The organism is Streptacidiphilus jeojiensis (assembly GCF_042510965.1).
In the GTDB taxonomy this organism is placed as follows: Bacteria; Actinomycetota; Actinomycetes; order Streptomycetales; family Streptomycetaceae; genus Streptacidiphilus; species Streptacidiphilus jeojiensis.
Genome location: NZ_JBEUKS010000006.1, coordinates 120,307 through 135,247, shown reverse-complemented (window position 1 = coordinate 135,247; position 14,941 = coordinate 120,307). Strand labels below are relative to the sequence as shown.

Annotated in this window: 12 protein-coding genes; 7 read left to right on the top strand and 5 right to left on the bottom strand. The window is 73.5% G+C overall.

The annotated features are described in order from the left end of the window. Positions 1 to 32: 32 nt before the first annotated feature. The gene (locus tag ABUW04_RS18210) at positions 33 to 1,247 is read right to left on the bottom strand and encodes an aminotransferase-like domain-containing protein (RefSeq protein ID WP_380565746.1); all 1,215 of its coding nucleotides are present in this window, start codon (positions 1,245 to 1,247) and stop codon (positions 33 to 35) included. A 137-nt stretch (positions 1,248 to 1,384) separates the two neighbouring features. Between ABUW04_RS18210 and ABUW04_RS18205 the strand changes: the two genes are divergently transcribed. Genes ABUW04_RS18205 through ABUW04_RS18195 form a run of 3 tightly spaced genes read left to right on the top strand, consistent with a single transcriptional unit; the run spans position 1,385 to position 4,916 of the window. Continuing rightward, positions 1,385 to 1,912 (top strand): PadR family transcriptional regulator, encoded by a 528-nt coding sequence (locus ABUW04_RS18205; RefSeq protein ID WP_380565745.1) that lies wholly within the window; start codon positions 1,385 to 1,387, stop codon positions 1,910 to 1,912. Beyond that, the gene (locus ABUW04_RS18200) at positions 1,909 to 2,631 is read left to right on the top strand and encodes an ABC transporter ATP-binding protein (RefSeq protein ID WP_380565744.1); all 723 of its coding nucleotides are present in this window, start codon (positions 1,909 to 1,911) and stop codon (positions 2,629 to 2,631) included. Before ABUW04_RS18205 ends, ABUW04_RS18200 begins: the two co-directional genes overlap by 4 nt. Then, on the top strand, positions 2,631 to 4,916 hold the full coding sequence (locus tag ABUW04_RS18195) for an FtsX-like permease family protein (RefSeq protein ID WP_380565743.1): 2,286 nt from the start codon (positions 2,631 to 2,633) through the stop codon (positions 4,914 to 4,916). Before ABUW04_RS18200 ends, ABUW04_RS18195 begins: the two co-directional genes overlap by 1 nt. Positions 4,917 to 4,934: 18 nt before the next feature. Here the strand turns inward: ABUW04_RS18195 and ABUW04_RS18190 are convergent, their stop codons facing one another. Continuing rightward, positions 4,935 to 5,531, bottom strand: a complete 597-nt coding sequence (locus ABUW04_RS18190) for a TetR/AcrR family transcriptional regulator (protein ID WP_380565742.1) — start codon at positions 5,529 to 5,531, stop codon at positions 4,935 to 4,937. Between the two features lie 220 nt (positions 5,532 to 5,751). Here ABUW04_RS18190 and ABUW04_RS18185 point away from each other — a divergent pair, with 220 nt between their 5' ends. Next, on the top strand, positions 5,752 to 8,916 hold the full coding sequence (locus ABUW04_RS18185; protein WP_380565741.1) for a glycoside hydrolase family 2 TIM barrel-domain containing protein: 3,165 nt from the start codon (positions 5,752 to 5,754) through the stop codon (positions 8,914 to 8,916). Positions 8,917 to 8,946: 30 nt separating this feature from the next. Beyond that, positions 8,947 to 9,864, top strand: coding sequence for a LysR family transcriptional regulator (locus ABUW04_RS18180; protein ID WP_380565740.1), 918 nt, complete (start codon positions 8,947 to 8,949; stop codon positions 9,862 to 9,864). 9 nt (positions 9,865 to 9,873) lie between these two features. Here the strand turns inward: ABUW04_RS18180 and ABUW04_RS39715 are convergent, their stop codons facing one another. Continuing rightward, a complete protein-coding gene (locus ABUW04_RS39715; protein ID WP_449341751.1) occupies positions 9,874 to 10,626 on the bottom strand; it encodes an SCO2400 family protein in 753 nt (250 codons plus the stop codon). Positions 10,627 to 10,853: 227 nt separating this feature from the next. On the opposite strand from ABUW04_RS39715, the gene ABUW04_RS18170 reads away from it, so the two are divergent. Further along, positions 10,854 to 12,353, top strand: a complete 1,500-nt coding sequence (locus ABUW04_RS18170) for a glycosyltransferase family 39 protein (protein ID WP_380565738.1) — start codon at positions 10,854 to 10,856, stop codon at positions 12,351 to 12,353. A gap of 19 nt (positions 12,354 to 12,372) precedes the next feature. Here the strand turns inward: ABUW04_RS18170 and ABUW04_RS18165 are convergent, their stop codons facing one another. After that, positions 12,373 to 13,941 (bottom strand): Na+/H+ antiporter, encoded by a 1,569-nt coding sequence (locus tag ABUW04_RS18165; protein WP_380565737.1) that lies wholly within the window; start codon positions 13,939 to 13,941, stop codon positions 12,373 to 12,375. Positions 13,942 to 14,067: 126 nt separating this feature from the next. Next, on the bottom strand, positions 14,068 to 14,409 hold the full coding sequence (locus tag ABUW04_RS18160; protein ID WP_380565736.1) for a hypothetical protein: 342 nt from the start codon (positions 14,407 to 14,409) through the stop codon (positions 14,068 to 14,070). A gap of 81 nt (positions 14,410 to 14,490) precedes the next feature. Between ABUW04_RS18160 and ABUW04_RS18155 the strand changes: the two genes are divergently transcribed. Next, positions 14,491 to 14,940, top strand: coding sequence for a BlaI/MecI/CopY family transcriptional regulator (locus tag ABUW04_RS18155; protein WP_051725566.1), 450 nt, complete (start codon positions 14,491 to 14,493; stop codon positions 14,938 to 14,940). Position 14,941 lies beyond the last annotated feature (1 nt).

Sequence of the window (14,941 nt, the reverse complement as noted above, 5' to 3'; positions counted from 1 at the left end):
CACCCCCACCCTCACCCCCACCCCCTCCCCCGTCAGCCGAGGGCCTTCCCCAGCCGCAGCAACCCGTCCGCGATCTCCACGGGTGTGTGCGTGGTGAACGACAGCCGCAGCGTCGCCGGGTCGGGCCGGCCGGCGAAGAAGGGGGCGCCGGGGACGTAGGCCACGTTGTGGGCGATCGCCCGCCGGAGCAGCGCGGTCGCGTCATGGCCGGCGGGGAGGCTGGCCCAGAGGAACATGCCGCCGTCGGGGCGGTTCCAGCTGCTGCCGGGCGGGAGTGCGTCCGCCAGTCCGGCGAGCAGGGCGTCACGGCGCTCGCGGTAGGCGTCGCGGACGGTGGCGAGGTGGGCGTCCAGGTCGCGGTCGGCGAGGTAGCGGGCCGCAGCGGCCTGGTCGACCGTGGAGGTGTGCAGGTCGGCGGCCTGCTTGGCGATCACGCAGGCGCGCCGGAGCGCGGCCGGGCCGCGCAGCCAGCCGAGCCGCAGTCCGGGGGCCATCACCTTGGAGAAGCTGCTCAGCAGCACCGTGCGGTCCTCGGCACCGGCGCAGCCGGAGATCCACTGCACCGGTTCGCCGGCGAAGCGCAGTTCGCCGTACGGGTCGTCCTCGACGATCCAGAGGCCGCGCCGTGACGCCACCTCCGCGACCGCCCGCCTGCGTGCCAGTGGCAGCGTCCGGCCGGTCGGGTTCTGGAAGTTGGGCACCAGGTACAGCAGTTTGGGACGCTCCGCCGCGACCAGGGCGTCCAACGCGTCCGGGAGGATGCCGTCGGCGTCCGTCGGCACCGGGACGATGCGCGCGCCGGCCAGGGCGAAGCACTGCAGCGCGGCCAGGTAGGTCGGGTCCTCGACCAGGACGGTGTCGCCGGGCTCCAGCAGGGCCGTGGCCAGCAGCGAGAGCCCCTGCTGCGAGCCGCCGGTGATCAGCAGGTCCTCCGGCCCGGTGGGCAGGCCGCGGGTGGTGAGCCGGTCCGCGACGGTCGCGCGCAGCGACGGGTCGCCCTCGGTGGTCGAGTACTGCAGCACCCGCCGCGGCGACTCCCGCAGCACCGCATCGTAGGCCGCGCGGATGCCCTCCGCGTCGAACAGCTCGGGAGCGGGCAGGCCGCCCGCGAAGGAGATCACCTCGGGGCGGGCGGTCAGCGCCAGGATCTCCCGGACCGGGGACCCGCCGACCTCCGCGGTGCGGGCGGCAAGAGCAGGAACAGGAGCCGGAGCTTCGGCGGCGCGGGTCTCGGCAGGAGTCGTCATGCCCGCCACCCTACGAAGGCCCGCCCCACCGCTCGGGGGGATTTCACGATGCGGTCGGCAGCGCGGCGATGCCAGGTGTCGAGCAATAGATACCGAGTGTATAGACGCGGTATCTATCCCCGGCGTACCGTGGCCGCATGAGTGTTCCGCTGACCCTGTTGGGGCTGCTCGACCGTGAGCCGAGCCATGGATACGACCTCAAGCGCGACTACGACACCTACTTCGTCCGGGGCAAGCCGCTGCCCCCGGGCCAGGTCTACTCGACCCTCGGCCGGCTGGCCCGCGACGGCAAGGTGGTCGCCGGGGAGAGCGAGTCCGGCAGCGGTCCGGACCGCAGGCGGTACGCGATCACCCCGACCGGACGGGCCGAGGTGGAGTCCTGGCTGGCCGAGCCGGTGGACAGCGACCCCAACCTGCAGACCGTGCTGTTCGTCAAGGTCGTGCTGGCGCTGATGCTGGGACGCGACGCCGAGGGCTACCTCGACCGGCAGCGCGCCTCGCACCTGCAGCGGATGCGGGAACTGACGACGCTTCGGCGCAGCAGCGACCCGGTCGACGCGCTGCTCGCCGACCACCGGCTGTTCCATCTGGAGGCCGACCTGCGCTGGATCGACCTCACCGCCGCCCGACTGACCACCCTGGCGGATCTGGTGGCAACCTCATGAGCGCCGCGGACCTCCCCGCCGTCCCCACGGCCAAGGGCCCGCTGCTCCAGGCCCGGGACCTGCACCGCTCCTTCGGCAGCACCCCGGCGCTGCGCGGGGCCGAACTGTCCGTCGACGCGGGCGAGATCGTGGCGGTGATGGGCCCCAGCGGTTCCGGCAAGTCGACGCTGCTCCACTGCCTGGCCGGGATCTTCCCGCCGGACCGCGGTGAAGTGTGGTTCGACGGCGGCCGGCTGGACCGGCTGAGCGAGAGCAGGCGCACCGAGCTGCGCCGCACCTCCTTCGGCTTCGTGTTCCAGTTCGGCCAGCTGGTACCGGAGTTGACGGTGGCCGACAACATCGCCCTGCCGCTGCTGTTCAACCGGGCCGACCGCAAGGACGCCTACCGCAGGGCCGACGAGTGGCTGACCCGGCTGGAGCTGGACGGACTGGGCGGCCGGCGCACCGGCGAGCTCTCCGGCGGCCAGGCCCAACGGGTCGCGATAGCCCGGGCCCTGGTGATCCACCCCAGGGTGCTGTTCGCGGACGAGCCGACCGGCTCGCTGGACTCGCTCACCGGCGAGCGGGCCATGGACCTGCTGACCGACCTGGCCCGGGCCGAGGGCACCACCGTGGTCCTGGTGACCCATGACGCCCGGGTCGCCGCCTACGCCGACCGCGAGGTCATGGTCCGCGACGGCCTGGTGACCAGCCCCTACCCGGTGGAAGGCGGCCGCTGATGTTCCGTCTCGGCCTGCGGCTCTCCCTGCAGGGCGGCCGGGAGGCGCTGGTGCGCCTCGCCACCATCGTCGCCGCCGTCGCCCTGGGCGTCGCGGTGGTGCTGTCCATCCTCGCCGACTACAACGGCTACCAGACCCTGCTGGACCGCCCCTGCTGGGAGTGCACCCACGGGACCCCGCTGAACGCCGGTCAGTCCGCCGGCACGGCGCTGCCCGGCACCGGCGCACTGTGGAACCTCAGTGACGACTACTTCCGCGGCCGGACGATCGAGCGGCTGGACGTGGCGGCCCTGGGCTCGGCCGAACCGGTCGTCCCCGGCCTCCAGCAGCTGCCCGCCGCCGGGCAGTTCGTGGTCTCGCCGGCGCTGGCCGCACTGCTGCGGTCGGTCCCCGCCGACCAGCTCGGCGACCGGTTCCCCGGCACCCAGGCGGGCCTGGTCGGCGACGCCGCGCTCAGCGGACCGGACGAGCTGGTGGTGGTCATCGGCCACACCCCGGCGCAGCTGGCCGCCGATTCGGGCACCGAGTACGTCACCCGGGTCAGCAACGCGCACAGCGACATCAGCACCTCCAACGTCTACAAGTACGGCTTCGGCCTGGGCTCCATCGCGGTGATGTTCCCGCTGCTGATCCTGATCAGCACCGCCACCCGGCTCGCCGCCGCCCGGCGCGAGGAGCGCTACGCGGCGATGCGGCTGGTCGGCGCCACACCCCGGCAGATCAATGTGATCGCGTCGGTGGACTCCGCCCTCGGGGCGCTGCTGGGCACCCTGCTGGGCATCGCCGTGTTCCAGCTGCTCCGCACCCCCGTCGACGACCTGGCCGTCACCGGCTCGCGGTTCTTCCCCGCCGTGGTGGACCCCTCCGCGGCCGACTACGCCGCCGTGGTCCTCGTCGTGCCGCTGGCCTCGGCGCTGGCCGCGCTCTGGTCGCTGCGGCGGGTGCGGATCTCCCCGCTGGGCACCAGCCGCCGGGCCACGCCGCCACCGCCCGGAGCCTGGCGGCTGGCACCGCTGCTGCTCGGCCTGGTGATCTACGTGGGGCCGCTGGCGGTGCTCGGTTTCCAGAACAAGTCGACGAGCGGGCCCAGCAGTTCGGCGCTGGCGCTGGCCGAGCTCGGGGTGCTGCTGATCATGGTGGGGCTGATCCTCAGCGGCTCCTGGCTCACTATGCAGGTCGCCCGGGTCGTCGCCAGGTTCGTCAAGGGGCCCGCCTCGCTGCTGGCCGCGCGACGGCTGGCGGACAACCCCAAGGCCGCCTTCCGCGCGGTGAGCGGGCTGGTCCTGGCCGTACTGGTCGGCACCGCCATCGGCGGCCTGGTGCCGTCCGTGGTCGCCGGGCAGAACGCCGGGTCCGCCGGGTCGCTGACCCATGTGCTGCAGGCCGGTTTCGCCACCGGCACCCAGGACCACACGAAGGACCGCACGACGAGCACCGCCGGCCTGCCGCCGCAGACCGCGGCGGCGCTGCTGGGACGACTGCGCTCGTTCCCGGGAGTCTCCGTCGTACCGATCTACTCGGACGCCGGTGGCGCCGGCGGTGGCGGCGGACGCGGCGCACAGATCGCCGCCTGCGCCGACCTGGCGGCCGTCAGCGCGATCGGCCGGTGCGCACCGGGCGCCCAGGACGTCAAGGCGCAGTTCTCGGCCCTGTTCGACGACAACCTGCTGTCGCTGGAACGGCAGTTGCCGCTGGTGACCGCCGCCAGCACCACCGGTTCGATCGACCTCTCGGCGCTGGACCTGCAGACCGTGCTGGTCCGGGTGGACAACGCCGGAACCCTGGAACAGATCCGCACCCTGCTGTCCACCTACCTGTCGGCCAACGGCGTGACCCAGCCCCCGCAGACCTTCGGCGAGGTCGGCGACGCCCGGGCGGGCGAACTCCGGGCGGCGGAACGGGTCATCGAGGTGCTGGTCGGCCTGACCGTCCTGGTGGCGGGCTGCAGCCTGGCGGTGTCCGTCGGCGGGAGCCTGGTCGAGCGCCGGCGGCCGTTCACCCTGCTGCGGCTGAGCGGCACGCCGACCCCGACGCTGTACCGGGTGGTGGTGCTGGAGTCGATGCTGCCGCTGCTCACCGCGACGGTGGTGGCCGCCCTGATCGGTTTCGGCACCTCGTTGCCGCTGGTACTGGCCCTGGTACCGCAGCGGGCCCACCTCGCCCCGCCGGACGGCACCTACTTCGCCCTGATGGGCGTGGGGCTGCTGGCCTCGGTGGCCGCGATCCTGACGGCACTGCCGCTGCTGGGCCGGATGACCGCGCCCTCGAACGCGCAGTTCGAGTAGTGGCCGTCCCCGCCGGGGTCAGCCCAGCAGGGCCAGCAGCGTCCGGGTGACCGCCCGCCGGGCGTGGGCGGCGGACAGGCCCCGGCGGGCCCGCAGATGGTTCCAGGACGCCCAGGAGGCGGCCGCGTCCAGGGCGTCCAGCAGGCCGCCGGCTCCCCCGGCGCCACGGACCCCGGCCAGTTCCGGGGCGAAGGTCGCCGCCAGATCGTCCCGGAACCACCGGTCGCCCTGGGCCATGACCCGGCGCAGCCCCGGCGACTCCGGCTCCAGGCCCAGCCCGATCAGCCGGATCGGCGTCATCAGCTCGTACATCCGCTCGCGCTGCCGCATCAGCGCCACCACCTTGCGGCTGGTCGTCCACCCGGACGGGACCTGCTCGGCCAGCGCCTTCCAGCGCGCGGCCTGCCGCAGCGCGCCCGCCTCGTAGAGCGCCTCCCGGTCGGCGAAGTGCACGAAGACGCTGCGCTCGGACACCCCGGCCCGCTCGGCGATCGCCTTGCCGGTGGGGATCCGGTTCTCCTCGGTCACCAGCGACAGCAGCGCGTCCACCAGGACGTCGTAGGTCCACTGCGGATCCCTGCGCCGCCGGCCCACGGGGCGCTGCTGCTCTGCCATGGCTCCATCATCCCAGGTGCTCCCATCCCCCCAGGTGGCCGCGGTGCCCCGAGGAACACGGTGCACGACCCTTGACGGGTGTACGTCGAACGCTGTCAGAATCTGGTGCACAGTGGGGGTTCAGTGGTTGATCGTGTTCGTTTCTGATCCGTTGGCACCACCATGCCTGCCTGGCCACCGCCCTCAACAGAGCCGCCGACTCTCGGGAGAGGGGATCGCCGTGGCGATCACTCGTAGATCAGTCCTAGTAGCAGGTGCGGTCGGTTCGGTGGCCGGGACGGTCGCCGGGGGCCTGCCCGCCCTTGCGGCCTCGGCCTCGGCCGCCGTCTCCGCCACCCCGTCCCGCGCCTCGGGCGGCCGGACCGTCGAACTGGCCGACGACTGGCGCTTCGTCCTGGTCAACCCGGCCGCGGCGACCGACCCGACCGGCGCCTACGCCGGGGCGGCCGCGCCCGGGTACGACGACTCGGCCTGGCGCACCGTCGCCGTGCCGCACGACTGGAGCATCGAACTCACCCCCACCACCGCCTCCGGCACCAGCAGCGGCACCGGCTTCCTCCCCGGCGGCCTCGGCTGGTACCGGCGCAGCTTCACCCTGCCGTCCGAACTGGCCGGCAAGCGGATCTCGGTGGAGTTCGACGGCGTCTACATGGACTCGTACGTCTACTGCAACGGCACCCTGGTGGGCAACCACCCCTACGGCTACACCGGCTTCGCCCTGGACATCACCGACCTGGTGCACACCGACGGCAGCACCGTCGACACCATCGCCGTCAAGGTCCAGAACCAACTGCCCAGCAGCCGCTGGTACTCCGGCAGCGGCATCTTCCGCCATGCCCGACTGGTCGTCACCGACCCGGTGCACGTCCAGCGTTGGGGCACCTACGTGACCACGCCCGGCCTCGCCGACACCCTCGCCTCCGGAACCGCGACGGTGCGGGTGCAGACCACCGTCGTGAACGACTCGGACACCGCGCAGCAGGTCACCGTCCTGTCCACGGTCAAGGACCCGGACGGCCGGGTGGCCGGCCGCAGCAGCTCGACGGTGCAGGTCGCGGCGGGCTCCGGCACCGGAGCGAACGCGGGGGCGACCGCGACGGCCACCCAGGAGATCGCCGTCGCCAAGCCGCAGTTGTGGTCCTTCGACACCCCCCGGCGCTACACCCTGGAGACCGAGCTGCGGGTCGGCGGGGCGACCACCGACAGCTACCGCACCCCCTTCGGCATCCGCCACGCCACCGTCGACCCGGACAACGGCCTTTCCCTGAACGGGAAGTACGCCAAGCTCCAGGGCGTCGACCTGCACCACGACCAGGGCGCGCTCGGGTCCGCCATCAACTCCGACGCCCTGCTCCGGCAGATGGGCATCATGAAGAGCATGGGCGTCAACGCCTTCCGCACCTCGCACAACCCGCCCTCGCCGGAGATGGTCGCGGTCTGCGAGCAGTTGGGCATCCTGATGATGGTGGAGGCCTTCGACTGCTGGCACACCGGCAAGAACACCTACGACTACCACCGCTTCTTCGACCAGTACTCCGACGCGGACATCTCCGAGATGGTGCTGGCCAACCGCAACTCCCCGGCCGTGCTGATGTGGTCGATCGGCAACGAGATCCCCGACTCCACCAGCACCGCCGGGCTGGCGATGGGGCAGCGGCTGATCGACGACATCAGGGCGCTGGACGACAGCCGGCCGATCGTGATCGGCTCGGACAAGTACCGCAGCCTGCCGGCCGTCGGCTCGGCCGCCGACCTGATGCTCGCCAAGCTGGACGGGCTGGGGCTCAACTACAACACGGCCGCCTCGGTGGACGCCCTGCACGCCCGCTACCCGCACCTGTTCCTGTTCGAGTCGGAGTCCTCCTCGGAGACCTCCACCCGCGGCTTCTACCAGCAGCCGGACCAGCTCAACACCGGCGAGAACTACTCCCCAGGACGCCGGGAGACCTCCTCCTACGACAACAACCTGGCCTCCTGGACCATCAGCGGCGAGTACGGCCTCAAGAAGGACCGGGACCGGCGCTACTTCGCCGGTCAGTTCCTCTGGTCCGGGACGGACTACATCGGCGAGCCGACCCCGTACGACGTCTTCCCGGTCAAGTCCTCCTTCTTCGGCGCGGTCGACACCGCGGGCTTCCCCAAGGACGCCTACCACCTGTTCCGCAGCCAGTGGAGCAGCGAGCCGATGGTCCACCTGGTGCCGATGGACTGGACCGGCCACCGGCCCGGCGACACCGTCGAGGTGTGGGCCTACGCCAACACCGAGAGCGTGGAGCTCTACCTCAACGGCAGGTCGCTCGGGGTGCGCAGCTTCGACGTCAAGACCACCACCGACGGCCGCAGCTACCTGGAGACCACCGAGCCCACCGGGGACGACCGGACCGTCACCGGCGGTCCCTACCCCGGCAGTTACACCAGCCCCAACGGCAGCGCCGGCAAGCTGCACCTGACCTGGAAGGTGCCGTTCGCGCCGGGCGAGCTGAAGGCGGTGGCCCGGCACGGCGGCCGGACCGTCGCCACCGACCTGCTGCGCACCGCCGACGCCGCACACGCCGTCCGGCTCACCCCGGACCGCACCGCGGTGGACGCCGACGGCCGCTCACTGGTCTACGTCACCGCGGAGATCGTGGACGCGCACGGAACGGTGGTCCCCGGCGCGGACAACCTGATCCGCTTCCAGGTCAGCGGCGGCTCGCTGGCCGGAGTGGACAGCGGCCGGCCGGAGAGCGCCGAACGCTACCAGGCCAGCACCCGGACCGCGTTCCACGGCAAGGCACTCGCCGTCGTCCGCTCCGGCACCCGTCCGGGGACGCTCGCCGTCAGCGCCTCCTCGGCCGGGCTGCACCCCGGCAGCGCCCTGGTGCACGCCACCGGCGTCGGCGCGGCGCCGGTCACCCCGCCGACCGCACTGGTCCCGGACCCGGGGCCGGCCGCGCCGGTGTACCCGCTGGCGGACGCGGGCTACTCCGGTTCGCCCAGCACGGTCCCCGCCGCGATGCTGGACGGCAACCCGGCGACCGGCTGGTCCAACTACTACGCCAAGAGCGCCACCGCGCTGCTGCCGGCCTTCTCCGGTGCCGGGCCCGCGAGCTGGGTGTCCGTCAGTTACGCGGGGCCGCAGACCTTCGACCGGGTCGAGGTGTCGTTCACCGTGGACGCGGTGCACTCGCGGCCGGCCGGGGTCACCGTCTCGGTCTGGAACGGCTACCGCTACGTCCCGGTGAGCGGGGCCTCGGTCAGCTGGGCCACCGCCTCCGACGCGCCCACCGTGATCACCTTCGACCCGGTCCGCGGCTCCCGGCTGCGGCTGGACCTGGCCGCCGCCGACCCGGCGGCAGCCGACGCCGCCCAGCGGATCAGCACCCTCAGCGTGCCGGTGAGCTGAGCGGTCCGCGCCGGACGTAGCATCGGCGGAATGGAACTGCGCCAGCTGCGCTACTTCGTGGCGGTCGCCGAGGAGCTGAACTTCGGGCGGGCCGCCGCGAAGCTGCTGATCGCCGGGCCGTCGCTGTCCCAGCAGATCAAGTCGTTGGAACAGGACCTGGGGGTGCGGCTGTTCGACCGCGACCGCCGCTCGGTCCGGATCACCGCGGACGGCGCGGCCCTGCTGCCGCTGGCCCGGGACCTGCTGGAACGGGCCGACGGCCTGCGGCGCCGCGCCGCCGAGCTGTCCGGCTCCGAACCGGTGCGGCTCGGGTTCGTCAACTGGCTGCCGCCGGACCTGTCCGCCCGTCTGCTCGGGGTGGCCCAGCTGCACGTCGACCCCTGGGTGGCGCCCTCGCACGCGCAGGCGGCCCGGGTCGCCGACGGCAGCCTGGACCTGGCGGTGTGCTGGGTGCGCGACGAGGACCTGGAGCGGCACGGCCTGCGGGCCCGGCTCATCGGCGCGGACCGGCTGCACGCGGTCGCGGTCGGCGACGACACCGGCCCGGTCCCGGCCCGCGCCACCGCCGTGCTGGTGGACGACGACACCGTCTCCTGGTCGTCCTGGAACGTCTACGCCGAGCAGTTGGCCCGCGACACCGGCGCCCGGGCGGTGCGGACCCGGGACGGCGGGATCACCGGCCCGGCCTTCTTCGACCACGTCCGCCGCAGCCGACGGCCCGTCATCAACTCGCCCAAGGGCCAGACCGCGCCGCTGCCGCCGGATCTGGTCCGCCGCCCGGTGACCGACCCGGCGCCGTACTGGACCTGGTCCCTGGTCCGGCGGGCCGACGAGACCCGCGCCACGGTGCTGGCCGCGGTCGACGCCCTCACCGCTGGCGTCGGCAGCCTCGGACTGGACGACCCCGGGGCCTGGCTGCCCGACTTCGACCCGCACCGCAGCCGCTGAGCGGGGGCCTCAGCTGGTGCACCACCACAGGAACTGGCTGGTGCAGCTGGCCGAGGCCGACGGCTTGGGGCTGGCCGAGGGGGAGGTGGAGGCGGCCGCGGAGGAGGTGGCCGACGCGGAGGCGGAGGCGGAAGCGGGCGCCGAACTGCCGGCCGACCGCGAGGGCGAGGACGGGCTGGCCGCCGCGTGCGAGGCCGAGGCCTGCGCCGACGAGGAACTGGCGCTGGGGCTCGCCGAGGCCGACGCGGACGCGGAGCGACTGGTCGAGGCCGGATCCGAGGACGAGGCGCCGGCGGCGCCACCGGTGCTCCCGTCGCCCGCCGAGGTCGAGGTCTGCGGGTCGGCGATACCGGTGGCCGGAGCGCTGGAGGCGCCCGGCGTCGCCGGGGCGGTGGCGTTGTCGGTGGTCAGGGCGAGCACCCCGAGACCGCCGACGGCCAGGATGCCCACCGTGCTCAACGCCAGCATCCGGCTGCCGCGGGAGCGGTTGCGGCGCCGCCCGCGGGCGGGGGCGGCGAGCGGGACCAGCGGTTCGAGTCCGTCCCCGGGCGAGAGCTCGCCGTACAGGGCGACCGCGGTGGGCTCCCGGATCACCAGTTCCGCCGTGGGCCGGTCGCCCCCGGGGCCGTCACCCGCCGGGCGGTCCGGCGCGGCCTGCTCGCCGGCGACCGCCTCCGGCGCCAACTCCTCGGCGGGACGGCCGCATCCAGGGCAGTTCAGCGCGCCGTTGAGCCGGCGCCGACACGTCGAGCAGTAGTTCATTTGGTCTTCCGTGCAGGATGCTGAGCCTGCGGCCCAGAAGGTATCCCCGCAGCCTAGGGTGATCTGGACATGATCGAACAGTGGACTTGTGTGTGATTTATGCGCAGAAACGGTGTACGAACTCTCCGTCCATCCACCCGGACCGTGCGTCACCACCGACCGGTCCGCCGCGGTTCCGCACCGTTCGAGGGGTGTCCGGGCCGCACCGCGCATGCCACACTCGCGCCATGGCGGCCGTCCAGCTCCCACGGATTGCCTGGCGCCAGGTCCTGCCCGTGCTGGCCGTACTGGCCGCGCTGCTGGAGGCCACCGCCGGGCGCTACGGATACCACCGCGACGAGCTGTACTTCATGGTGGCGGGCCACCATCCGGCCTGGGGCTACGCCGACCAGCCGCCACTGGTGCCGCTGCTGGTCCGGCTGGACACCGCGGTGCTGGGCGACTCGGTGCGGGCGCTGCGGACCCTGCCGCTGCTGGTGGCGCTCTGCACGGTGTTCCTCGCGGCGCTGTGCGCCAGGGAGTTGGCCGGGCCGGACGCCCGGCGCAGCCGCCGTTCCCAGCTGCTGGCCGCGGTCGCCACCGCGCTCTCGGCGCTGGTGCTGGTGAGCGGCCACCTCTTCGTCACCTCCGGGGTGGACCTGTGCGTCTGGGCACTGCTGCTCTGGCTGGTGCTGCGCTGGCTGCGGACCCGCGACGACCGGCTCTGGCTGCTCGCCGGGGTCGCCGCCGGGGTCGGACTGCTCGTCAACAACCTGGTGGCGCTGCTGGCCCTGGCGCTGGTGCTGAGCGCGGCGGCAGTGGGACCGAGGACGCTGTTCCGCAGTCCGCTGCTGTACGCGGGAGCCGTGATCGCCCTGCTGGTCTGGACGCCCGACCTGATCTGGCAGTGGCGGCACGGTTGGCCGCAGCTGACCATGGCCCGGCAGATCTCCTCGAACTCCCAGCGGGTGCAGCTGCTGCCGTTCCAGTTCGAGGCCTCCTTCCCGCTGCTGTGGATCGCCGGCTGGTGGGCTCTGGCCCGCCGCCGGGAGTTCGACGGGTACCGGCTGCTCGCGGTGGGCTATCCGGTGACGCTGGCCCTGGTGCTGGTCACCGGCGGCAAGCCCTACTACGCGACCGGCTGGGCCCCGCTGCTGCTGGCCGCGGGCTCGGTGGCCGCGGTGGACTGGCTCTGGCGGCCGGACCGGGCGCGGACCGCGCGGCACACCGGCACAGTGCTGCTCGCGGCGGTGCTGGGGGTGGTGTTCTCGCTGGTGGAGGTGGTCGCCGCGCTGCCCGTGGTGCCGGTGTCGACCTACCACCTGGTGCAGCCGTTGAACGCGGAGAACGGCGAGACCGTCGGCTGGCCCGAACTGACCGCCACCGTCGCCGGGGTGTACCGGGCGCTGCCGTCGGCCGCCGACCGCTCCGGCGCCACCCTGATCGCCGAGAACTACGGCGAGGCCGGGGCCCTGGACCACTACGGCCGCCCGCTCGGCCTGCCCACCCCGTACGCCGACCACGACGGCTACGCCGACTTCGGCACCCCCTCCGGCGACGGCCCCTCGATCATGGTCGGCTTCGAACCGGAGCAGCTGACCGGCTACTGGGGCAGCTGCACCCTGGCCGCCCGGATCGACAACGGCCGCGGCCTGGACAACCAGGAGCAGCACAAGCAGGTCCTGGTCTGCCGCGATCGGCTGCTGCCCTGGCCGGATCTCTGGAAGCGGCTGCGGCACTATTCCTGACGGCCGGTCAGTACCGGTGTCACGGCCCCTCGGCGAGTGCGGACTCCTCGCGGTCCAGGTCGTACTGGAGGTGGCGCCGGGTGGTGTCGCTGATCTGGTGGTCCTCGTACAGGCGCCGGAGCTCGCCGCCCTGGAGGGCTATCACCTCGCGGCGGATCTGCCGGTAGGCCGCCAGCACCGAGCCGGCGCCCCCGCCCTGGCCCTGTTCGCCGGCCTCCTGCTGGTCGTGCTGGAGCCGGGCGTCCAGCGCGCGCCGGGCCTGCTCCAGCGCGGCGGTGGGGGCGGCGTCGAGGTCGGCGAGCTGGTCCAGGTGCTCAAGGCCGACACCGGCCAGCCGCCGCCGGGTCCGGGCCTCCTCGCGCGCCGTGTGCTCGGGCTCCAGGGCGATGCCGGAGCGGTTCACCAGCGGCGCCAGGCTCAGCCCCTGCGCGACCAGGGTGGTCACCACCACGGCGGTGGTCAGTACCAGCACCAGCGAGCGTCCGGGCAGTTCGGTGCCGTCGGCGGCGACCAGCGGGATCGACAGTGCGGCCGCCAGCGGCATCACCCCGCGGGTCCCGGCCCAGGTCACCACCGCCGCCACCCGCCAGGAGGCGGTGCCGCCGACCGGTTTGACCACCGAGGTCAGCGGCAGCACCCAGAGGATCCGCAGCGCGATCAGCAGCGCGGCGACAGCCAGCGCCTGCAGCGGCCACCAGCCGGTGCCGCCGGGCAGCTCCCGTACCAGCGTGGGCAGTTCCAGGCCGACGATCGCGAAGACCACGCTCTCCAGCAGGAAGACCACGACCCCGTACACCGCCTGCAGCTGGAGCCTGATCCTGGCGTCGCTCAGCTTGTGCCCCGACCGTCCCAGCACCACGCCGGCCACCACCACGGCGGTCACCCCCGAGGTGTGCACGCTCTCCGCCAGCACATAGGCGCTGTAGGGGGTGACCAGGGCGATCACCGTCTCCAGCACCGGGTCGGCGGTGCGCCGCCGCACCACCGCGACCCCGGCCGCCACCGCCGCGCCCACCGCGCTGCCGCCGCCGGCCAGCAGCAGGAACTCACCCCCGGCGTGCGGCCAGTCCACCGCGGCACCGGCGACCGCCACCCCCACCGCGACCTTGAACAGCACCAGCGAGGTGGCGTCGTTGAACAGGCTCTCGGCCTGCACCAGCACCTGCACCCGGCCCGGCAGCGCCAACCGTCGGCCCAGCGCGGTGACCGCGACCGGGTCGGTGCTGGCCAGCACGGCCCCCAGTACGAACGCCATCGGCACCGGCAGCCCGGTCACCGCGATCGCCAGCGCCCCGACCGCCGCGGCGGAGGCCAGTACCAGGCCCAGCGCCAGCACCGTCACCGGCCGCCACACCAGCCGCAGGTCGCGCATCGACAGTTCCTCGGCCGAGGCGTACAGCAGTGGGGGCAGCACCACCAGCGCGATGGTCTGCGGGGCGATGTGCAGCGGCGGCGTGCCCGGTACCAGGGCCACCCCCAGCCCGGCCAGGACCAGCAGTGAGGGGGCCGGGATGCGCCAGCGGCGCGCACCCGTGGCCACGACGGTCGCCAGGACCACCAGGACGAGGATCGTGCCCACTGCGCGCATTTCGGGAACTCCGGCTCACCACCGGGGCCACCGCGGCGAAACGCGCGGTCCGTCCCCGGGCCGACCAGACTTCCCGGCACACCACGGCAACCTTATCGCGCCCCTTACGGGGCCCGTCCTGTCCGGTCAGCCGAAGCTGGTCAGCAGCACGACCACCAGGGCGAGCAGCCCGCCGCCGACGATCAGCGCGAACGGCAGCACCACCAGCGCCAGCACCGAGAGCTGGCCGACCCGGACCACGAAGGCGCGGGCGCCGCGCGGTGCGGGCGCGGCGGCCTGCCGGGGTGCGGGACCCCGACCGCGGCCGTCGGCCCGACGTGATCCACCCTGGCCGCCCGGCCCGCCCGGGCCCTGGGGTCCGTTGACGCCACCCGGCCCCTGGGGTCCGCGCGGGCCGCCCGCCGCGCGTGACCCGGTGGAGCCGCGCGTTCCGGTGGAGCCGCTTCGGTTGCTGGATATGTCGGGCATGGCCTTGCTCCGGGGTCACGGGTGGCGGCGTGGCAGACTCAGCTTCTACGGACTCGTAGAAGTTCTAGTGGACTGTAGACGATGAGGAACCGACAGGTGAATGGCGGGGGCGACAGCGGGGGCGCGGGTGGGCGCAGACCCCTGGGGACACTGGAGGCCGAGGTCCTGGAGCTGCTGCTGGCAGCGCGGGAGCCGCTGGTCCCGGGAGAGGTGCTGCGGCGGCTCGGCGACACCCTGGCCTACTCCACGGTGGTGACCGTGCTCTCCCGGATGCACGACAAGGGTCTGCTGACGCGCGACAAGCGCGGCCGGGCCTTCGCCTACGCACCGGTCACCGACGCCCACGGGCTGACGGCCCGCCGGATGCGCCGGGAGCTGGAGTCCGATCCGGACCGGGCGGCCGTACTGTCCCGCTTCGTCGCGTCGCTGTCGGCCGACGACGAGCAGGTGCTGCGGATGCTGCTGGGCGGCGATCTGTCCGGGCTGCCCGAGCTGTCCGAGCCGCCCCACCAGCCCATTTGGTCACCTTGAC

What these genes read in the sequence shown, in the direction of transcription:
- ABUW04_RS18180 (WP_380565740.1), top strand. Translation starts at nt 8,947, where the DNA reads ATGGAACTGCGCCAGCTGCGCTACTTCGTGGCGGTCGCCGAGGAGCTG.
- ABUW04_RS18160 (WP_380565736.1), bottom strand. Translation starts at nt 14,409, where the DNA reads ATGCCCGACATATCCAGCAACCGAAGCGGCTCCACCGGAACGCGCGGC.
- ABUW04_RS39715 (WP_449341751.1), bottom strand. Translation starts at nt 10,626, where the DNA reads ATGAACTACTGCTCGACGTGTCGGCGCCGGCTCAACGGCGCGCTGAAC.
- ABUW04_RS18210 (WP_380565746.1), bottom strand. Translation starts at nt 1,247, where the DNA reads ATGACGACTCCTGCCGAGACCCGCGCCGCCGAAGCTCCGGCTCCTGTT.
- ABUW04_RS18195 (WP_380565743.1), top strand. Translation starts at nt 2,631, where the DNA reads ATGTTCCGTCTCGGCCTGCGGCTCTCCCTGCAGGGCGGCCGGGAGGCG.
- ABUW04_RS18200 (WP_380565744.1), top strand. Translation starts at nt 1,909, where the DNA reads ATGAGCGCCGCGGACCTCCCCGCCGTCCCCACGGCCAAGGGCCCGCTG.
- ABUW04_RS18155 (WP_051725566.1), top strand. Translation starts at nt 14,491, where the DNA reads ATGAGGAACCGACAGGTGAATGGCGGGGGCGACAGCGGGGGCGCGGGT.
- ABUW04_RS18190 (WP_380565742.1), bottom strand. Translation starts at nt 5,531, where the DNA reads ATGGCAGAGCAGCAGCGCCCCGTGGGCCGGCGGCGCAGGGATCCGCAG.
- ABUW04_RS18205 (WP_380565745.1), top strand. Translation starts at nt 1,385, where the DNA reads ATGAGTGTTCCGCTGACCCTGTTGGGGCTGCTCGACCGTGAGCCGAGC.
- ABUW04_RS18170 (WP_380565738.1), top strand. Translation starts at nt 10,854, where the DNA reads ATGGCGGCCGTCCAGCTCCCACGGATTGCCTGGCGCCAGGTCCTGCCC.
- ABUW04_RS18165 (WP_380565737.1), bottom strand. Translation starts at nt 13,941, where the DNA reads ATGCGCGCAGTGGGCACGATCCTCGTCCTGGTGGTCCTGGCGACCGTC.